Origin of the sequence: Mangrovimonas futianensis, assembly GCF_021245805.1 — a bacterium.
GTDB lineage: Bacteria > Bacteroidota > Bacteroidia > Flavobacteriales > Flavobacteriaceae > Mangrovimonas > Mangrovimonas futianensis.
This window is the reverse complement of the sequence record NZ_JAJJNF010000004.1, coordinates 189658-209997: the sequence shown is the minus strand read 5'-3', so window position 1 is coordinate 209997 and position 20340 is coordinate 189658. Positions and strand designations below refer to the sequence as shown.

14 protein-coding genes are annotated in these 20340 nt (G+C 37.4%); 13 read left to right on the top strand and 1 reads right to left on the bottom strand.

Annotated features, from left to right (window positions below; all coding sequences use genetic code 11):
• The first annotated feature begins 9 nt into the window (after positions 1-9).
• Positions 10-1242 (top strand): transcription termination factor NusA, encoded by a 1233-nt coding sequence (gene nusA / locus LOK78_RS08200; protein ID WP_053970485.1) that lies wholly within the window; start codon positions 10-12, stop codon positions 1240-1242.
• 29 nt (positions 1243-1271) lie between these two features.
• A complete protein-coding gene (infB, locus tag LOK78_RS08195; RefSeq protein ID WP_232634553.1) occupies positions 1272-4076 on the top strand; it encodes a translation initiation factor IF-2 in 2805 nt (934 codons plus the stop codon).
• A 54-nt stretch (positions 4077-4130) separates the two neighbouring features.
• On the opposite strand, the gene LOK78_RS08190 is transcribed toward infB, so the two are convergent.
• Positions 4131-4526, bottom strand: a complete 396-nt coding sequence (locus LOK78_RS08190; RefSeq protein ID WP_166956118.1) for an SPOR domain-containing protein — start codon at positions 4524-4526, stop codon at positions 4131-4133.
• 214 nt (positions 4527-4740) lie between these two features.
• Between LOK78_RS08190 and LOK78_RS08185 the strand changes: the two genes are divergently transcribed.
• The 11 genes from LOK78_RS08185 to LOK78_RS08135 all read left to right on the top strand — a co-directional run bounded on the left by LOK78_RS08185 (position 4741) and on the right by LOK78_RS08135 (position 20320).
• On the top strand, positions 4741-6033 hold the full coding sequence (locus LOK78_RS08185) for a c-type cytochrome (protein ID WP_232634654.1): 1293 nt from the start codon (positions 4741-4743) through the stop codon (positions 6031-6033).
• Between the two features lie 31 nt (positions 6034-6064).
• Positions 6065-9328 (top strand): TAT-variant-translocated molybdopterin oxidoreductase, encoded by a 3264-nt coding sequence (locus LOK78_RS08180; protein ID WP_232634552.1) that lies wholly within the window; start codon positions 6065-6067, stop codon positions 9326-9328.
• A 29-nt stretch (positions 9329-9357) separates the two neighbouring features.
• Complete coding sequence (locus LOK78_RS08175) at positions 9358-11088, top strand: helix-hairpin-helix domain-containing protein (RefSeq protein ID WP_082316509.1); 1731 nt, start codon at positions 9358-9360, stop codon at positions 11086-11088.
• Between the two features lie 9 nt (positions 11089-11097).
• Positions 11098-11631 (top strand): DUF3341 domain-containing protein, encoded by a 534-nt coding sequence (locus LOK78_RS08170; protein ID WP_053970482.1) that lies wholly within the window; start codon positions 11098-11100, stop codon positions 11629-11631.
• A 6-nt stretch (positions 11632-11637) separates the two neighbouring features.
• On the top strand, positions 11638-12195 hold the full coding sequence (locus tag LOK78_RS08165) for a c-type cytochrome (RefSeq protein ID WP_166956100.1): 558 nt from the start codon (positions 11638-11640) through the stop codon (positions 12193-12195).
• 25 nt (positions 12196-12220) lie between these two features.
• Positions 12221-13597, top strand: coding sequence for a quinol:cytochrome C oxidoreductase (locus LOK78_RS08160; RefSeq protein WP_232634551.1), 1377 nt, complete (start codon positions 12221-12223; stop codon positions 13595-13597).
• 25 nt (positions 13598-13622) lie between these two features.
• Positions 13623-14690, top strand: a complete 1068-nt coding sequence (locus LOK78_RS08155) for a cytochrome c oxidase subunit II (RefSeq protein WP_232393394.1) — start codon at positions 13623-13625, stop codon at positions 14688-14690.
• A 32-nt stretch (positions 14691-14722) separates the two neighbouring features.
• Positions 14723-16513 (top strand): cytochrome c oxidase subunit I, encoded by a 1791-nt coding sequence (locus LOK78_RS08150; RefSeq protein WP_232634550.1) that lies wholly within the window; start codon positions 14723-14725, stop codon positions 16511-16513.
• A gap of 68 nt (positions 16514-16581) precedes the next feature.
• A complete protein-coding gene (gene ruvB, locus LOK78_RS08145) occupies positions 16582-17604 on the top strand; it encodes a Holliday junction branch migration DNA helicase RuvB (protein WP_166956090.1) in 1023 nt (340 codons plus the stop codon).
• A gap of 148 nt (positions 17605-17752) precedes the next feature.
• The gene (locus tag LOK78_RS08140) at positions 17753-18841 is read left to right on the top strand and encodes a nickel-binding protein (RefSeq protein WP_232634549.1); all 1089 of its coding nucleotides are present in this window, start codon (positions 17753-17755) and stop codon (positions 18839-18841) included.
• A gap of 108 nt (positions 18842-18949) precedes the next feature.
• On the top strand, positions 18950-20320 hold the full coding sequence (locus tag LOK78_RS08135) for an FAD-binding oxidoreductase (protein ID WP_232634548.1): 1371 nt from the start codon (positions 18950-18952) through the stop codon (positions 20318-20320).
• Positions 20321-20340 lie beyond the last annotated feature (20 nt).

The following is a 20340-nucleotide window of genomic DNA, read 5'->3' as shown; positions in this document are numbered from 1 at the left end:
AAAAGGAGAATGGAAAATCTTGCATTAATAGAATCTTTTTCAGAGTTTAAGGACGATAAGCTAATAGATCGTGTGACCTTGATGGCTATTTTAGAGGATGTTTTTAGAAATGCTTTGAAAAAGAAATTTGGAGATGATGATAATTTTGATATCATTATTAATCCAGATAAGGGAGATTTGGAAATTTGGAGAAACCGAATTGTAGTTGCTGATGGAGATGTTGAAGATCCAAATCAAGAAATTTCATTGTCTGAGGCAAGAAAAATTGAGCCCGATTTTGAAGTTGGCGAAGATGTGTCAGAAGAGGTGAAACTAATAGATCTTGGAAGAAGAGCAATTTTGGCGTTAAGACAGAATTTGATTTCCAAGATTCACGAGCATGATAACACCAATATCTATAAACAATTTAAAGATTTAATTGGTGAAATTTATACGGCAGAAGTGCACCATATTCGTCATAGAGCCGTAATTTTGTTGGATGATGAAGGAAATGAGATTATATTGCCAAAGGAAAAGCAGATTCCTTCTGACTTTTTTAGAAAAGGAGACAATGTAAGAGGTGTTATTGAAAATGTAGAATTGAAAGGAAGCAAACCTTCAATCATCATGTCGAGAACATCACCTTTGTTCTTAGAAAAATTGTTTGAACAAGAAATTCCAGAGGTGTTTGATGGTTTGATTACCATCAAGAACGTGGTTCGTATCCCAGGAGAAAAAGCAAAAGTGGCAGTAGATTCTTATGATGATAGAATCGACCCTGTTGGAGCATGTGTGGGAATGAAAGGTTCAAGAATTCACGGTATTGTACGTGAATTAGGAAATGAGAATATTGATGTTATCAACTACACAAATAATGTTCAATTGTATATTACACGAGCATTAAGTCCTGCTAGAGTTACTTCTATAAAAGTTGATGAGGAAAATAAACGTGCTGAAGCAGTACTGAAACCTGAAGAGGTAAGTAAGGCGATTGGTAGAGGAGGACATAACATTAGATTGGCCGGTCAATTGACAGGTTATGAAATTGATGTGTTTAGAGAAGGAGCTGAGGAAGATGTTGAATTAGCTGAATTCTCTGATGAAATAGATAGCTGGATTATAGAAGAATTTAGCAAGGTTGGTTTAGATACCGCCAAAAGTATTTTAGAACTGGATATCTCAGATTTAGTTAAGAGAACAGATTTAGAAGAAGAAACAATTAAAGAGGTCATCGCAATCTTAAGAGAAGAATTCGAGGACTAAAAAACAAACAATAGGTTTAAAGGCAATTTATGGCTGGAACGATCAGATTAAACAAAGTATTAAGGGAGTTGAATATCTCTATTGACAGAGCTGTGGAATACTTGGATTCCAAAGGCATCAATATTGATAAAAGTCCTAATACTAAAATCACTGAAGACATTTACGAAGTTTTGTCAGACGAGTTTCAAACGGATGCAGACAAAAAAGTTGCGTCCCAAGAAGTAAGTGAGGCAAAACAAAAGGAAAAGGAAGAGCTTAGGCTGCAGCGAGAGCGTGAACTTCAGAAGCAAGAGGAAGAAAGAGCTAAAAGAGAGGCGGAAGAGCAAGAGAAAATCGTGAAGGCGAAATCTACCCTTACTGGTCCGAAAACGGTTGGTAAAATTGATCTAGAACCTAAGAAAAAGGAAGAAAAGGCTCCTGAGAAAGAAGAGGTCAAGGAAGAAGAAACTCCGGTTGTTGAACCAGTAAAAGAGGAAGAAAAACCTCAAGAAACTCCGGTTGCTAAGGAAGAAATTAAGCCAGAGCCTGCCCCAGTTAAAAAGGAGGAGCCTGTAAAAGAAGCCGCTCCTAAACAAGAGGTTAAAAAACCAGAGGAGGCTCCCGTTAAAAAGGTGGAAGTCGAGCTAGATGAAAATGGCGATCCGAAACCTGAAAAATTGAAGACCCAATACAAAAAACTTTCTGGACCTAATATCACTGGTGAGAAAATTGACTTGTCTCAATTCAACAAGCCAAAGAAAAAGAAAGAGGTCAAAAAGGATGATGATAAAAAGGCTGGTGATAATTCAGCTAGAAAGAAAAGAAGGAGAATCAGTAAAGGTGGTGTTGGTGTAGACAATAGACAAGGCGGAGATAGAAATAACGACAGATTCAAAGGGAAACCTAAACCAGGAGGTAAAGGAAAACGCCCAATCTTGAAAGAAGAGCCTAGTGAAGAAGAAGTATCAAAGCAAATTAGAGAGACTTTAGAGAAACTTCAAGGTAAATCCTCTAAAGGTAAAGGAGCCAAGTATCGTAGAGAGAAAAGAGAGCAACATAGAGAGCAGACTGAAAAAGAATTACGTGCAGAAGCAGCAGAAAGCAAAAAGCTTAAAGTAACAGAGTTTGTTACAGCAAGTGAAGTAGCAACTATGATGGATGTTCCTGTAACTAAAATTATTTCAGCATGTATGTCTTTAGGTATGATGGTTACCATGAACCAAAGACTGGATGCAGAAACTCTTTCAATTGTTGCCGAAGAATTCGGTTATGAAGTAGAATTTGTAACTGCCGATATTGAGGAATCTTTTGAAGAGGTACAAGACAAACCAGAAGATTTAAAACACAGAGCTCCTATTGTTACGGTGATGGGACACGTAGATCACGGTAAAACATCATTATTGGATTATGTTCGTGAAGAAAATGTGATTGCTGGTGAATCTGGAGGAATTACGCAGCACATTGGTGCTTATGGGGTGAGCTTAGAAGATGGTCAAAAAATCACTTTCTTAGATACACCAGGTCACGAGGCCTTTACAGCGATGCGTGCTCGTGGTGCTCAAGTTACCGATATTGCTATTATTGTGGTTGCAGCTGATGATGACATCATGCCGCAAACTAAAGAGGCCATTGCCCATGCTCAGGCAGCGGGAGTGCCTATTATTTTTGCAATCAACAAAATTGATAAACCAACAGCAAATCCGGACAAGATTAAAGAAGGGTTGGCTAATATGAACCTATTGGTTGAAGATTGGGGTGGAAAAATTCAATCCCAAGATATTTCTGCTAAAACAGGGGAAGGTGTTGCTGAACTATTAGAAAAAGTATTGTTAGAAGCCGAACTATTGGAACTTCAAGCAAATCCTGATAAAAATGCTACTGGAACTATTGTAGAAGCATTCCTGGACAAAGGAAGGGGTTATGTAGCTACTATTCTAGTGCTTTCAGGAACTTTGAGAATAGGCGATTATGTTCTAGCTGGTAAACACAGTGGTAAGGTAAAAGCAATGCATGATGAAAGAGGTAATGATGTGTTTGAAGCAGGACCTGCGACTCCAGTATCTATTCTTGGGTTGGATGGTGCTCCTCAGGCAGGAGATAAATTCAATGTCTTTGATGATGAAAGAGAAGCCAAGTCTATTGCTGCAAAACGTACCCAATTACAACGTGAGCAATCTGTAAGAACACAACGTCATATCACTCTTGACGAAATTGGAAGACGTATTGCTTTAGGTGACTTTAAAGAACTTAATATTATCCTTAAAGGGGATGTGGATGGTTCCGTAGAAGCCTTAACAGATTCATTCCAAAAACTTTCAACTGAAGAAATTCAAGTAAATATTATCCATAAAGGTGTTGGTGCCATTACCGAAAGTGATGTGCTATTAGCTTCTGCTTCTGATGCGATTATCATCGGGTTCAATGTAAGACCTATGGGTAACGCTAGACAGATAGCCGATAAGGAAGAAATCGACATCAGAACATATTCTATCATCTATGACGCCATTAACGATTTGAAGGATGCGATGGAAGGTATGTTATCTCCAGAGCTGAAAGAAGAGGTTACGGGTACAGCTGAAATAAGAGAAACGTTTAAGATTTCTAAGGTTGGAACCATTGCAGGATGTATGGTTACTAGCGGTAAAATATATAGAAATTCAGGAGTTAGACTTATTAGAGATGGTGTGGTAATCTACACTGGAGAATTGACTTCATTGAAACGATTTAAGGATGACGTTAAGGAAGTTTCTAAAGGATACGATTGTGGTATGCAGGTGAAAAATTATAACGACATTCAGGAAGGTGATATTATCGAAGCTTTCCAAGAAGTGGAAGTAAAAAAGAAACTTAAATAAAGTTCCATAAAATTAAAAAGGGCGGTTGAAAAACCGCCCTTTTTTTATGCCTTATTAGGATCTCCTTTTGGGTTTGAATATAAATGCCGCAGGAAATTCTTTTTTTATTGTAGCAAGAGCTTTATCTGCTTCCAAGCGGCTTCTAAAGTTTCCAACACGCACCTTATAATTAGGTGTCTCAAAATCCATTTTACACGACCAACTTTCGTATTTTTTCTTGAATTCCGTAACTGATTTTTCAGCACCACTTAAATTTCCAGAAAAAATTTGAATTTTATATCGATCTGAATACTCATTAGAGGCATTTACCTCTTTTTTTATGGCTAATAGCTGATCTATTTTTTTATCCTGATTGATTTCGACCTGTCCCGATTGCGAAAATCCAGTGCCCATACAAATAACAGTAATCAAGATACTTAGATTCAATTTGATTTGATTTGGTTTCAACATAAGCGAATTTATTTAATACAAATGTATGTCTTAATAAACAATATTGAATAAATTTTATTATTTAGAATTTCTCTAAATTAGTGTTTAACACTTCTGTAACATTTTTAGAATGGACTTTAAATGTTACTTTTGTCCGAGATTTTATAACTGTATTTTTTTATTACCATTAATGAAAAAATCGTACCAGAGTTTAGAAGTTAATTCAACCAATAATATGAAACAGGTGACTCACCGTAGATTAAGCAGGAGGTTTCTTCATGCCAGCTTGATATTTTTATTGACGATTTCAACATCCCTTTTGGCGCAAGAAGGCGATCCAGCAAAAGGGAAGCAACTATTTAATGCCAATTGTGCCGCTTGTCATAAGCTTGACAAGAAAATGACTGGTCCTGCCTTACGTAAGGTGGAACAGCGTTTGGCTGATGAGCAAGGTTTGGACAGAACCTGGCTTTACGATTGGATTCATAATAGTCCAGGAGTAATTAGTTCTGGAGATGCTTATGGAAAGAAAATTTATGATGAGTATGCTGGAGCGGCTATGACGCCATTCCCGCAATTATCAGAAAAAGATATTGATGATATTTTGGCTTATACGGCTGAAGAGCCAGCTGCTCCTGCCAATGATCAAACAGCACAAGTAGGAGTTGCTCAAGGTTCTGGTGATTCTGGAACTTCAAACCAATTAATACTTGGTGCTTTAGCTATCTTATTTGCTTTATTGGCTTTTGCTTTAATCCTTGTTAGAAAAACCCTCAACAGGTTTGCTATTGAAAAAGGAGTGGCTTTGCCAGAGCATCAAAAAGGACTTCCGCTTTGGAAGGCATTTGCTCAAAACCAATTTTTGGTTTTGGTAACGGCTATTTTCTTTTTATTAGCTGGAGCCTATTTTGTTTACGGTTATTTAATGCAGGTTGGTGTTGATCAAGGTTATCAACCGGTGCAACCTATTCATTTCTCACATAAAATCCACGCTGGTGACAATGGTGTAGATTGTAAATATTGTCACTCATCTGCGCGTGTTAGTAAGACTTCAGGTATTCCATCATTGAACGTTTGTATGAACTGTCACAAGTCTATTTATGAATACAATGGGGAAACTTCTCCAGAGTACTCTAAAGATTTCTATGATGGAGAAATCAAAAAATTATATGCTGCTGTTGGTTGGAATGATGCCGATCAAAAGTATACTGGGGAAACTCAGCCGGTCAAGTGGGTAAGAATTCACAATCTTCCAGATTTTGCTTACTTCAACCACTCACAACACGTTACCGTTGCTGGATTGGAGTGTCAAACTTGTCACGGCCCAGTTGAAACCATGGAAATCATGTATCAATACTCGCCTTTAACTATGGGGTGGTGTATTAACTGTCACAGAGAAACTAATGTGAAAGTTAAAGACAATGGATATTATGAAAAAATCCATGAGCAGTTATCTAAGAAATATGGAGTAGAGGAGCTTACAGCTGCCCAAATGGGTGGATTAGAATGCGGTAAGTGTCACTATTAATTTTAACTAAGAAGTAATTCAATTTTATCATATGTCATCAAACAAGAAATACTGGAAAAGTGTTGAGGAGCTAAATGATAATAGCTCTATTGTTGAGACGCTAAAACAGAACGAATTTGTTCAGGAGATTCCTACGGATGAGTTTTTAGGAAATAAAGAATCCTTGGAAAGCTCTAAAACAACACGTCGTGATTTCTTAAAATACGTTGGTTTTAGTACGGCTGCAGCTTCTTTGGCTGCCTGTGAAGGGCCAGTAATTAAATCAATTCCTTACGTAGTTCAACCAGAGGAGATTATTCCTGGAAAAGCGAATTACTATGCAACCACTATTGCAGATGGATTTGATTTTGCTAGCGTTTTAGTGAAAACCCGTGAAGGACGTCCAATAAAAATCCTTAATAATAGCTTAGCAACTACTAATGGTGGTGCCAATGCAAGAGTGAATGCATCTGTATTAGGATTGTATGATAGTCTACGTGTGAAGGGCCCTATGAAAGAAGGGAAAGCCATCACTTGGGATGCATTTGATAGTGAAGTAAACCAAAAATTAACTGAAATCAGCAATTCAGGAAAGCAAATAGCATTGTTCACGCAAACATTCGCTAGTCCGTCTACTGAAAAATTGATTGCTGAATTCAAATCAAAATATAATAATGTCAAGCATGTGTCTTATGATTCTGTTAATGAATCAGCGGCACTGGATGCCTTTGAAGCTCAATATGGTGAAAGAGGTTTGGCAGATTATGATTTTTCTAAAGCTAGTACCATTGTATCCTTTGGAGCAGATTTCTTAGGAGACTGGCAAGGTGGTGGTTTTGATTCAGGTTATGCTAAAGGACGTGTTCCAGAACATGGAAAAATGTCTCAGCATTTCCAATTTGAAGCAAACATGTCTTTGACTGGTGCTAACGCTGATAAGCGTGTGCCTTTGACGCCTTCTCAGCAAAAGGTCGCTTTGGCTAAATTATATTCACAAGTTGTTGGAGGTTCTGTTTCTGGTGAATTGCCTAAAGGAGCAGACGAAGCTGTATCTAAAGCGGCAGCAGCACTTAAAAAAGCTGGTAGCAAAGGAGTCGTGGTTACTGGGATTCAAGATAAAAATGCACAAACAGTTGTTTTTGCCATCAATGAATCTTTAGGAAGTAAGGCATTTGACCCAGCTACTCCAATAAAAACAAAACAAGGAAAAACTGAAGAAGTAGCTCAATTGATCTCAGATATGAAATCTGGGAGAGTGGGAGCTATCATCATGAGTGGTGTTAACCCAATGTATACCTTACCAAATGCTTCAGAATTTGCTGAAGGTTTAGGTAATGTTGAATTATCGGTTGCCTTCTCAATGAAAGAAGATGAAACTTCTTCAAAAGTACAATATATCGCAGCGGCACCTCATTATTTGGAAGCATGGGGTGATGTGGAGTTTAAAAAAGGACATTTTGCCTTAACACAACCAACCATTCGTCCGTTGTTTGACACTAGACAGTTTCAGGAAGCTTTATTAAAGTGGAATGGAAATGCAACAAAATTACATACCTATATTAAGGAGACTTGGGGAGGCGGACTATTAGGTGGTGCTTCATTTAACCAAGCGCTTCATGATGGTGTTTTTGTTGCTGGTGGATTGGTATCTGGTCCTGCTGGAACAGGTTCATACCATACTGAAGAAACTACAACTACCTCACTTAAGGATAAGAAGGAAAGAACTAAAGTAGGAGAAATTATCCATGATGCGGCTGTAGGGGTTGGTTTAGCTAAGGAAAATCAAGACGAATACGTTACTTCTACATCAACTAAAACTGTTAGTGATGGTGAAGGTAGTGCTTCGACTACTACTGCAATTTCTGCAGGAGCTGCAGCTAAGGCACTGGCAAATGCTTCAAGTCAAGGACTTGAATTAACCTTATATACCAAAACAGGTATGGGTGATGGGCAACAAGCTAATAACCCTTGGTTACAAGAATTCCCTGATCCAATTTCACGTGTGTCTTGGGATAACTATTTGACAGTTTCTAGAACTGATGCTGAGAAGTTAGGTTTGATGAATAAACACGTTTCAAACGGTGCGCTTAACGGAAGTTATGCCGATGTTACTGTAAACGGTGTGACTGTTAAAAATGTACCTGTTTTAATTCAACCAGGTCAAGCAAATGGTTCTGTTGGATTGTCTTTTGGTTACGGTAGAACTGCCGGATTAAAGGATGAAATGAAGACAGGAGTTAATGCTTACCCATTATACCAAAACTTTGACTCAGTTCAATCTGTAACTGTTTCTGCTGCGGCAGGTGAGCATGAATTTGCTTGTGTTCAGTTGCACAACACCTTAATGGGTCGTGGTGACATCGTGAAAGAAACAACTTTAGAAATCTTCAATACCAAGGATAAACATCATTGGAATGAAGTGCCTCAAGTATCTTTAAACCACGTTGAAACCCCTGTAACCGATCCCAAAGTTGATTTATGGGATGAGTTTGATCGCTCAATCGGTCACCATTTCAACTTATCAATTGACTTGAATGCCTGTACAGGTTGTGGAGCTTGTGTGATTGCATGTCATGCAGAAAACAACGTGCCAGTAGTAGGTAAATCAGAAGTACGTCGTAGCCGTGATATGCATTGGTTACGTGTAGATAGATATTACTCTTCAGAAGAATCATTTGCTGGAGATAATGACAAGAAAGATAACATTTCAGGATTAGGAAGTTCATTAAGTGAGTTTGGGGAGATGGAACATGCATCTGACAATCCACAAGTAGCTTTCCAACCAGTAATGTGTCAGCACTGTAATCACGCACCATGTGAAACTGTTTGTCCAGTAGCGGCAACTTCTCACGGACGTCAAGGTCAAAACCACATGGCTTATAACCGTTGTGTAGGTACAAGATATTGTGCTAACAACTGTCCTTATAAAGTGCGTCGTTTCAACTGGTTCTTATATAGCAATAATGACGAGTTTGATTACCACATGAATGATGATTTAGGTCGTATGGTTCTTAACCCAGATGTGGTTGTACGTTCTCGTGGTGTGATGGAAAAATGTTCTATGTGTATCCAAATGACTCAAAAGACAATTTTGGATGCAAAACGTGATGGACGTCCGGTAAAAGACGGTGAATTCCAAACAGCTTGTTCTGCTGCTTGTAGTAGTGGAGCAATGGTATTTGGAGATATCAACGATAAGGAAAGTAAGGTGGCACACCTGAAAGAAGATAATCGTATGTATCATTTACTTGAGCATGTTGGTACTAAACCAAATGTGATTTATCAAGTGAAAGTGAGAAATACAACTGAAGCATAAATTAACGAAGAAACAATTATAAATTAATTATGGCGTCTCATTACGAAGCACCTATTAGAAGACCTTTAGTTACGGGCGAAAAATCATACCACGATGTTACTGTGGATGTGGCAAGACCTATTGAAGGTAAAGCAAACAAGCAGTGGTGGATTGTATTTAGTATTTCACTAGTAGCTTTTCTTTGGGGATTAGGATGTATCATTTACACCATATCTACCGGTATTGGAACTTGGGGTTTAAATAAAACCGTTGGTTGGGCCTGGGATATCACCAACTTCGTTTGGTGGGTAGGTATTGGTCACGCAGGTACCTTGATTTCTGCAGTACTTTTATTATTCCGCCAAAAGTGGAGAATGGCAATTAACCGTTCTGCAGAAGCAATGACCATCTTCTCTGTAGTACAAGCAGGTTTGTTCCCTGTAATACACATGGGTCGTCCTTGGTTAGGATATTGGGTATTACCAATTCCGAATCAGTTTGGTTCTTTATGGGTGAACTTTAACTCCCCATTACTTTGGGACGTATTTGCGATTTCTACATACTTATCGGTATCATTGGTATTCTGGTGGACTGGTTTGCTTCCTGATTTCGCGATGATTCGTGATAGAGCTGTTAGACCGTTCCAAAAGAAAATTTACTCTTTAGTAAGTTTCGGTTGGTCTGGTAGAGCAAAAGATTGGCAACGTTTTGAAGAAGTATCTTTGGTATTAGCCGGTTTGGCAACACCACTTGTACTTTCTGTACACACCATTGTATCCTTTGACTTTGCTACTTCGGTAATTCCGGGATGGCATACAACTATCTTCCCACCATATTTCGTAGCGGGAGCGATTTTCTCAGGATTCGCGATGGTAAACACCCTTCTTATTATTATGAGAAAGGTTTGCAACCTAGAAGACTATATTACTGTGCAACACATCGAATTGATGAATATCGTAATCATGATTACGGGATCTATCGTAGGTGTGGCATATATTACTGAGTTATTCATTGCTTGGTATTCTGGAGTAGAGTATGAACAATATGCTTTCTTGAATAGAGCAACAGGACCTTACTGGTGGGCTTACTGGTCTATGATGACTTGTAACGTGTTCTCACCTCAGTTTATGTGGTTCAAGAAATTAAGAACAAGTATTATGTTCTCTTTCTTTATCTCTATTGTTGTAAACATCGGGATGTGGTTTGAGCGTTTTGTAATTATTGTGACTTCATTGCACAGAGATTACTTACCATCTTCTTGGACGATGTTCTCTCCAACCTTTGTTGATATTGGAATTTTCATTGGTACAATTGGTTTCTTCTTCGTATTGTTCCTATTGTATTCAAGAACCTTCCCTGTTATCGCTCAGGCAGAAGTAAAAACGATTTTGAAATCTTCAGGACAACGATATAAGAGAATTAGAGAAGCTGGTGAAAGTTTAGTTGGAACTGGTGCGGATGAAAGAACATCTGTTTATAAGTTACCACAAGAGACTGCAGAATCTCATCTTACAGTGGCACATGCTGAAAAGGTAGATAGTCTATTGGCAAGTGTTGGTAAATTTGACCCAACTACGGAAGCTGCAGATGATTTGAAGAGAATTAATGGAGTTGGTCCAAAAATGGAAGAAGCTCTAAATAGTATTGGAATCTACACTTTTTTACAAGTGAGTAGAATGACAAAAAGAGAATATGATTTAATTGATGAGATCACTGGCTTATTCCCTGGAAGAGCAGAAAGAGATGATTGGTCTGGTCAAGCAAAACAACTAATAAACTAATCTTAGGCAATGGAAGCATCAAAAGTTATACACGCTATATATAACGACGACGATATCTTGATGTCTGCTGTTAAAAAAGTTAAGGCAGAGAAGTATCACATCGAAGAGATTTATACGCCATTCCCAGTACACGGGTTAGATAAAGCCATGGGATTAGCACCTACAAGAATTGCAATTGCATCATTCTTATACGGATGTGTTGGTTTAACAGTGGCCATTACCATGATGAATTTTATTATGATTCAAGATTGGCCTCAAAATATTGGTGGTAAACCAAGTTTTAGTTTTATTGAAAACATGCCTGCATTTGTACCTATTATGTTTGAGCTTACTGTATTTTTTGCAGCTCACTTAATGGTAATCACTTTCTATTTAAGAAGTAAAATGTGGCCATTTAAAAACGCTGAGAATCCAGATCCTAGAACTACAGATGATCATTTCCTAATGGAAGTGGCTTTATCTGGAAACGAGAAATCATTAACAGATCTTTTGAGTGAAACTGGAGCAGTTGAAATCAAAGTAATTGAAAAAGAAGCGCACTAATATATTATGAAGAGCTTATTTAAAATAACGGTTATAGCAACAGTTTTATTAACGGTTGTAGCATGTAAGAAAGATTCTAGACCTAATTTCCAGTTTATGCCTAATATGTATGAGCCGGTAGGTTATGAGCCTTATATGGAATCTGAGGCTTTTTCTAATGGTGTAGAAGCGCAATTACCCGCAGAAGGTAGTGTGGCTAGAGGACATATACCTTTTGATATAGAAGGTTCTACTGAAGGGTATGACTTAGCGAAAGCTACTTTGAAAAGCCCATTGGATTCTACCATGGTTGATCTTAATAGAGGTAAGGAGCTTTATAATGTTTACTGTGGTATTTGTCATGGAACAAAAGGTGACGGACAAGGTAATTTGGTAAAGCGTGAAAAAATACTTGGGATACCAAGTTATGATGACGCGGGTAGAGCTATCAATGAGGGTAGTGTTTATCACACCATTTATTACGGTAAAAATGCCATGGGTTCTTATGCTAATCAGTTGAACGAAGAAGAACGTTGGCAAGTAGTAGCTTATGTATTAGACCTAAAAGCTAACTTAGAAAAATAAGAAAGAATAAGATTATTTTATAGATATGTACACAATCTCAAGTAAAATAAAGATATTTTCTATAGCCTTAATTATTTTAGGCCTAATAGGTGTAGGAATTGGTTTTATGACTTCCCACAAATCTTTTGAAGAAGTAGAAACCATGCTTGCAGAAGAAGCAGCACATCATGGAGGTGGTCATAGTGAAGAAGCTACTCATGAAGTTGCTTCTCATGATACCCATGAAGTTGATGCTCATGCTGAAACAGCAGCACATGGGGAAACAGCAGGTGAACACCAAGTAGACGAACATAAAGCACATGTTGAACACGTGCAACATCAAATATCAAACAGACCTTGGTCTGCACTGTATGTAGGAGCCTTCTTTTTCTTTATGATAGGTTTAGGGGTTTTAGCTTTTTACGCGATTCAGTTTGCGGCACAAGCAGGTTGGTCTCCCGTATTGTTTAGAGTGATGGAAGGAATTACTTCATATGTACTTCCTGGAGGGATCATTGTATTATTGATTGCAATTGCATCGGGAACTATAGGGCATTATAACATATTTGTTTGGATGGATCCAGATGTAGTGGCACATGATAAATTAATCCAAGGGAAATCAGGTTGGTTAAACCTTCCTATGTTTGCTGTAAGAGGATTTATTTTCTTGGCTGGTTGGTCACTTTACCGTCATTTTGCAAGAAAATTTACCATTGCACAAGACAACGCAACGGATGATAGTTATTTCAAAAAGACTTTTAGAATCTCAGCTGGATTTTTAGTGTTCTTTATTTACACAGAATCTATGATGTCTTGGGATTGGATTATGAGTGTTGATCCGCACTGGTTTAGTACATTGTTTGGATGGTACGTTTTCGCTAGTATGTTTGTAAGCGGAATTACTGTAATTGCTTTAATTACGATGTATTTGAAATCAAGAGGATACTTAGAGCAAGTAAATGACAGCCATTTACATGACTTGGCTAAATTTATGTTTGGTATCTCCATTTTTTGGACCTACCTATGGTTCTCACAATTTATGTTGATTTGGTATTCAAACATACCAGAAGAGGTTACCTATTTTGTAACTAGAATTGAAGATTATAAATTACCATTCTTTGGAATGTTGGTTATGAACTTTATATTCCCATTATTGGTATTAATGAACAGCGATTACAAACGTATTCCTTGGTTTGTAGTTATGGCTGGTCTTATTATCCTAGCGGGTCACTATATTGATGTATTTAACATGATTATGCCTGCAACTGTTGGTGATAGATGGTTTATCGGTATCCCAGAAATTGGAGCAGTTATGTTATTTGGTGGTTTATTCTTGTTTATTGTGTTTACCGCACTTACCAAGGCGCCACTAGTAGTTAAAAGAAATCCATTCATTAAGGAAAGTGAACATTTCCATTATTAAAATTAATTAAAGAAGAGAAAAGACAATGACAGCTTTTTTTACGATCATAATTCTGGTTTTTATAGGAGTTGCGATTTGGCAAATGGTAAAAATCTTTGATTTAGCTCAAGTAGGAGCTTCCAATAGCCAAGTAGCAACAGATAAGGATAATAAATTGAATGGATATTTGATGCTAGCCTTTTTGGCCTTCATCTACTTAATCACTATTGTAAGTGTGGTGAAGTGGGGTGATTTGCCTTTGCTATCAAATTCTGCTTCAGAACACGGACCTCAAATTGATAACTTGATGGTTATATCATTGGTCATCATTTTTGCAGTTCAAATTTTAACCCAATTTTTACTTCACTGGTTTGCATTCAAATACAAGGGTGAAAAGGGAAGAAAAGCTTTGTTCTATGCTGATAACAATACATTGGAAGCTATTTGGACCATTATTCCTGTAATCACATTGGCTGGTCTAATCATTTACGGTTTGTTTACTTGGAATAGTATCATGAATGTAAGTGAAGATGAAGATCCATTGGTTATTGAGTTATATGCTCAACAATTTAACTGGACTGCTAGATATGGTGGTGCAGACAATACCTTAGGTAAAGCTAACGTAAGATTAATTGATATCGATAAGGCCAACGTACTTGGTGTGGACGAAGCTGACCCGAATGCACAAGATGATATTATTGTCAAAGAATTGCATTTACCAAAAGGGCGTAAAGTTTTATTCAAAATGAGATCACAGGATGTTTTACACTCAGCTTATATGCCTCACTTTAGAGCTCAAATGAACTGTGTACCTGGTATGATTACTCAGTTTGCTTTTACACCTACTGTGACTACTGCAGAAATGAGACAAAATCAAGATATCATTGAAAAAGTAGAGCATATCAATGAAATTAGAGTTGAGAACAGCAAAGAATTGGTTGCTAATGGCGAAGAAGCTTTAGAAAGATATGAATTTGATTATCTTTTATTATGTAACAAAATTTGCGGGAAGTCTCATTACAACATGCAAATGAAAATTGTAGTTGAAACTGAGGAGGAATTCCAAGCTTGGTTAAAAGAACAAAAAGAGTTTAAAGATTCTTTAAATAAGTAATAAGGTTTTAAAAAGTATATAGAAAGTAGATTATGTCAACACACGCAGATACTCACGCTCACGACGATCATGGACATCATCATAAAGAGACATTTGTAACCAAATACATCTTTAGTCAAGACCACAAGATGATTGCTAAGCAGTATCTTATTACAGGTACTATCATGGGAGTTGTCGGGATTATTATGTCCTTGTTATTTCGTATGCAAATTGCCTGGCCAGAAGAACCAAATGTGATTTTTGAGGCTCTTTTGGGCAAATGGGCTCCAGAAGGAGTTATGGATGCTGATATCTATTTGGCATTGGTTACCATTCACGGTACGATCATGGTATTCTTCGTTCTAACAGCTGGTTTGAGTGGTACGTTTAGTAACCTTTTAATTCCATTGCAAATTGGTGCTCGTGATATGGCATCAGGTTTCTTAAACATGGTTTCATACTGGTTGTTTTTCTTATCAAGTGTGATCATGGTTATTTCTCTGTTTGTTCAAACAGGACCTGCTGCTGCTGGTTGGACCATTTATCCTCCATTAAGTGCATTACCTTTAGCGCAACCAGGTTCTGGTGCCGGTATGACATTGTGGTTGGTATCTATGGCCATCTTTATTGCATCTTCTTTGTTAGGATCATTGAACTATATCGTAACGGTGATTAACTTAAGAACTAAAGGGATGTCAATGACTAGATTACCATTGACAATCTGGGCATTCTTTGTAACGGCTATCATTGGGGTAGTTTCATTCCCAGTATTATTGTCAGCTGCGTTATTGTTAATCATGGATAGAAGTTTTGGTACTTCATTCTTTTTATCAGATATTTTTATTCAAGGAGAGGTTTTACATTATCAAGGTGGTTCTCCAGTTTTATTTGAACATTTATTCTGGTTCTTAGGGCACCCTGAGGTATATATTGTATTACTTCCAGCTTTGGGTATTACATCTGAAATTATTGCTACAAACTCTAGAAAACCAATCTTTGGTTATAGAGCGATGGTAGCGTCTATTTTAGCTATTGCATTTTTATCAACTATTGTATGGGGGCACCATATGTTCGTTTCGGGTATGAATCCATTCTTAGGATCTGTATTTACCTTTACGACTTTATTGATTGCTATTCCATCTGCAGTAAAAGCATTTAACTATATAACGACCTTGTGGAAAGGTAATCTTCAGTTGAATCCAGCTATGTTATTTTCGATTGGTTTGGTTTCAACCTTTATCACTGGTGGTTTAACAGGTATCATTTTAGGAGATAGTGCCTTAGATATCAATGTACACGATACGTATTTTGTTGTTGCTCACTTCCACTTAGTAATGGGTATTTCTGCACTTTATGGAATGTTTGCTGGTATTTACCACTGGTATCCTAAAATGTTTGGTAGAATGCTTAATAAAAACTTAGGTTATATTCACTTCTGGGTGACGGCTATCTGTGCTTATGGGGTATTCTTCCCGATGCACTTTATTGGAATGGCTGGTTTACCAAGACGTTATTATACAAATTCCAACTTCCCATTGTTTGATGATTTAGCAAATGTGAATGTAGTTATTACTGTGTTTGCTTTAGTTGGAGCAGCATTCCAATTGGTTTTCCTTTACAACTTCTTTTCAAGTATTTTCTTTGGAAAGAAAGCAGAACAAAACCCATGGAAATCGAATACTTTGGAATGGACTACTCCAGTAGAACATATCCACGGAAACTGGCCAGGGGCCATTCCTCATGTTCACCGTTGGGCTTATGACTATAGCAAGCCTGGACACGAGGCAGACTTTGTGCCACAAAACATTCCTCTTATGGAGGGGGAAGAAGAATTACAACACTAATATTCTTTATAATATAAACACAAAAAGCCTTTCAGACTCTGAAAGGCTTTTTGTTATCTTTGTGATGTATGAACGAAAATCTAAACCCATCAAATGATCACTTTTCTCCAGAGGAACTGGATGTTGAAAAGAAGTTAAGACCCTTGTCTTTTGATGATTTTACTGGGCAGGATCAAGTTCTGGAGAATCTTCATGTGTTTGTCAAGGCAGCCAACCTTAGAAATGAAGCCTTAGACCATACGCTTTTTCATGGCCCTCCAGGCCTCGGAAAAACAACTTTAGCTCATATATTAGCCAACGAACTAAATGTGGGTATCAAAGTGACGTCAGGTCCTGTTTTAGACAAGCCAGGTGACCTTGCTGGTCTATTAACCAATTTGGATGAAAGAGATGTATTGTTCATTGATGAAATACATCGGTTAAGCCCCATTGTTGAGGAATATCTTTATTCCGCCATGGAGGATTATAAGATAGACATTATGATTGAATCAGGGCCCAATGCCAGGACGGTTCAAATCAATTTAAATCCTTTTACCTTAGTTGGTGCTACTACAAGGTCTGGATTACTTACCTCACCCATGCGAGCTAGATTTGGGATTAGTAGTAGATTGGAGTATTATAAAACGGAATTACTTACAGATATTATTCAAAGAAGTGCCGCCATTTTAAAGGTGCCTATTTCCATGGAAGCGGCTATTGAAATTGCTGGAAGAAGTAGGGGGACACCTAGGATTGCCAATGCACTTTTACGTAGGGTTAGAGATTTTGCCCAGATAAAAGGTAATGGTTCTATAGACATAAAAATTGCCAAGTTTTCTTTGGAAGCACTTAATGTAGATGCTCATGGTCTGGATGAGATGGACAATAAAATTTTGACCACCATTATTGACAAGTTCAAAGGTGGGCCAGTAGGTATCACCACCTTGGCAACCGCGGTATCTGAAAGTGGCGAAACGATAGAGGAAGTCTACGAACCGTTTCTTATTCAACAAGGTTTTATTATTAGAACTCCAAGAGGTCGTGAAGTCACAGAAAAGGCCTACCATCATTTAGGAAGAACCAAAGGAGGCTTTCAAGGAGGCCTTTTTTAAGTACTCAAGAGCTAGTTTCTTTATTCTGTTTACAAAGTCCTCCAAGGAATATCTTCGTATTGGAAATCGCTTCTATTGGATTTAAATTCGTATCTTTAAATCTATTCCTTGATTTACCATCCCTTTGAACCTCCAAACAATTTGTACTATGCCATTATACATGGATTATCACAAGTTTCCAAGTATAACCATTGAAGAGGTTAAACAGGCTCATATGGCCGATAAGAAAACACAGGATAAATATGGCGTGGTTTACCACCAGTTTTGGGTCAATGAAAAGGAAGGAACCATTTTTTGTTTGATTGAAGGACCAAATCCCGAAGCTTGTGTTCAAGTTCATAGAGAGGCACATGGAGACGTAGCTTGCAACATCATTGAAGTAGAACCAGGAATATTGGATTTAATCTTAGGTAATTCTAATAACATTAACCATGGTTTAGTGTATCAGAATTCTGGGGAAGTAGATACAGGGTTTAGATATATTATGATTGTGGATGCCGTTGTTAAAACCAATCAAAAGCATATTCAAGATATTTCTTTATTTGAATTCACAAATTTCCCGAAGCGTAAGGCTTTAAGTATTGTTGAAAATTTTGGAGGACGTGAAATCAAAAATGATTTTGATGATGTTTTAATTTTTGTTTTTTCTGATGATTTAATGGCGTTGCATTGCGCCATCAATATCCAAAATACAATTTGTAATCAAGAGCAAGACTATTCTGATTTTGAGGTTCGAATTGGGATAAATGAAGGTCAACCAGTAACGCATAAGGAAGGTTTCTTTGAAGAAGCCATAGATTATGCGAAACATTTAAGTTTATTGGCAGGCCCTAATGGAATAGTTCTTTCCAAATCTTTTCAGAAATTAATAAATGGTAATTCAGAATTTAAAGAAAATTCTAATGTAAAGGTGATCAATCAACGGCAGGAACTTTTTGTGCAACAGTTTTTAAAATATGCTGAAGAGAATATCGCCAAACAAGACCTAAACATTCAAAATATAAGTCAAACCATAGGGGTGTCTAAACCCCAACTCTATAGAAAAATTACAGGTTTAACAGGTAGATCTCCCAATACTTTTATTAGAGATATCAAAATGAAGAAAGCCATGGGGCTTTTAAGAAACAATGATTTAAATGTTTCTCAAGTAGCATTGGAAGTGGGCTACAGCAATCCATCTTATTTTACAAAGTGCTTCCAAGAGAAATATGGTATCTCCCCTTCCAAAGTGATTTAGCTTGATTTTGAATCATTTGTGTTACTATTTGAATTATTAGAGGTGGACTTTTTCTAAGGTTGTAACTAATTTTATTGGTATCGTTTTTAACTTAAAATCAACTTTAAAATGGGACAAGCTATTAATCAATTAGAAGAAAAAATTCAAGGTTCTGTAATTACAAAATCAAGTAAAGAATACCCTGAAGCATGTAAGATCTATAATGCAATGATAGATAAGCATCCAGAGTTTATAGTGCAATGTGAAAGCATAGATGATGTGGTGGATTCTGTCAATTTTGCTAGAAAGAATAATTTAGAAGTGTCCATTAGAAGTGGAGGACACAATGGTGCTGGACTAGCTTTGGTCGAGAATGGATTGGTTATTGATCTATCTAAAATGAAACAATTACAAGTTGATCCTAACACCAAAACAGCATTGGTAGAACCGGGTAATACCCTTGCCGATATAGATGCCGCTACCCATATTCATGGATTGGCTTTGCCAAGTGGTATAATTGGAACCACCGGAATAGGAGGTATTACTCTTGGAGGCGGTTTGGGCTATTTGAGTAGAAAGGGAGGTCTTACCATTGATAACTTATTGGAATGTCAAGTGGTTTTGGCTAATGGAGAGTTAGTAATCGCCAATAAGGATTCCCACCCAGATTTATTTTGGGCATTAAGAGGTGGCGGTGGCAATTTTGGAGTGGTTGTTAGTTTTAAATTCAATTTGATCGAAATAAAGAATGTGTATGCAGGTCCTATGTTTTGGCCTATAGAAATGGCCGAGGAAGCTATTAAATTCTATGACGCTCATACAAAAAACGCTTCCAATGATTTATATGGCTTTTTTGCCTTCTTGACAGTACCACCTGCACCGCCATTTCCAGAACATCTTTGGAATCAAAATGTATGCGGTGTTGTTTGGAATTATACCGGTCCTGAAGAAAATAGGGAAGAAGTTTTTAAACCAATTAGAGCATTTGGGCCTCCTATTTTGGATTTTGTTGGTGAAATTCCAATGACCGCTTTAAATACCATGTTTGATGGTTTATATCCTCCGGGCTTGCAGTGGTATTGGAGAGCTCATTACATCAAGGAACTCACTCCTGAAGCTATTAAGGTTAATATCGAATATGGATCAAATATTCCTACTATGCATTCCACTACCCATCTTTATCCTATTGATGGTGCCTGTCATGAGGTTGGAAATGATGAAACTGCATGGGCTAACCGTGAAGCCAGATGGGCCCAGGTGATTGTAGGTGTTGACCCTGACCCTAATAAGGCAGATGAAGTAACTCATTGGTGTAAAAGTTACTTTGATGCCTTGAAACCTTACGCTATGGGAGGGGCTTATGTTAATTTTATGATGAATGAGGGTCAAGATAGGATTAAAGCTTCCTATAAAAATAACTATGATAGATTAGTTAAGGTTAAAACCAAATATGATCCAAACAACTTTTTTCATATCAATCAGAATATTCAACCAAAATAAGTGATTGTTTAAGTAATAAC

What these genes read in the sequence shown, in the direction of transcription:
- ruvB (WP_166956090.1), top strand. Translation starts at nt 16,582, where the DNA reads ATGAACGAAAATCTAAACCCATCAAATGATCACTTTTCTCCAGAGGAA.
- LOK78_RS08185 (WP_232634654.1), top strand. Translation starts at nt 4,741, where the DNA reads ATGAAACAGGTGACTCACCGTAGATTAAGCAGGAGGTTTCTTCATGCC.
- LOK78_RS08170 (WP_053970482.1), top strand. Translation starts at nt 11,098, where the DNA reads ATGGAAGCATCAAAAGTTATACACGCTATATATAACGACGACGATATC.
- nusA (WP_053970485.1), top strand. Translation starts at nt 10, where the DNA reads ATGGAAAATCTTGCATTAATAGAATCTTTTTCAGAGTTTAAGGACGAT.
- LOK78_RS08135 (WP_232634548.1), top strand. Translation starts at nt 18,950, where the DNA reads ATGGGACAAGCTATTAATCAATTAGAAGAAAAAATTCAAGGTTCTGTA.
- LOK78_RS08180 (WP_232634552.1), top strand. Translation starts at nt 6,065, where the DNA reads ATGTCATCAAACAAGAAATACTGGAAAAGTGTTGAGGAGCTAAATGAT.
- LOK78_RS08150 (WP_232634550.1), top strand. Translation starts at nt 14,723, where the DNA reads ATGTCAACACACGCAGATACTCACGCTCACGACGATCATGGACATCAT.
- LOK78_RS08175 (WP_082316509.1), top strand. Translation starts at nt 9,358, where the DNA reads ATGGCGTCTCATTACGAAGCACCTATTAGAAGACCTTTAGTTACGGGC.
- LOK78_RS08160 (WP_232634551.1), top strand. Translation starts at nt 12,221, where the DNA reads ATGTACACAATCTCAAGTAAAATAAAGATATTTTCTATAGCCTTAATT.
- LOK78_RS08155 (WP_232393394.1), top strand. Translation starts at nt 13,623, where the DNA reads ATGACAGCTTTTTTTACGATCATAATTCTGGTTTTTATAGGAGTTGCG.
- LOK78_RS08190 (WP_166956118.1), bottom strand. Translation starts at nt 4,526, where the DNA reads ATGTTGAAACCAAATCAAATCAAATTGAATCTAAGTATCTTGATTACT.
- LOK78_RS08165 (WP_166956100.1), top strand. Translation starts at nt 11,638, where the DNA reads ATGAAGAGCTTATTTAAAATAACGGTTATAGCAACAGTTTTATTAACG.
- infB (WP_232634553.1), top strand. Translation starts at nt 1,272, where the DNA reads ATGGCTGGAACGATCAGATTAAACAAAGTATTAAGGGAGTTGAATATC.
- LOK78_RS08140 (WP_232634549.1), top strand. Translation starts at nt 17,753, where the DNA reads ATGCCATTATACATGGATTATCACAAGTTTCCAAGTATAACCATTGAA.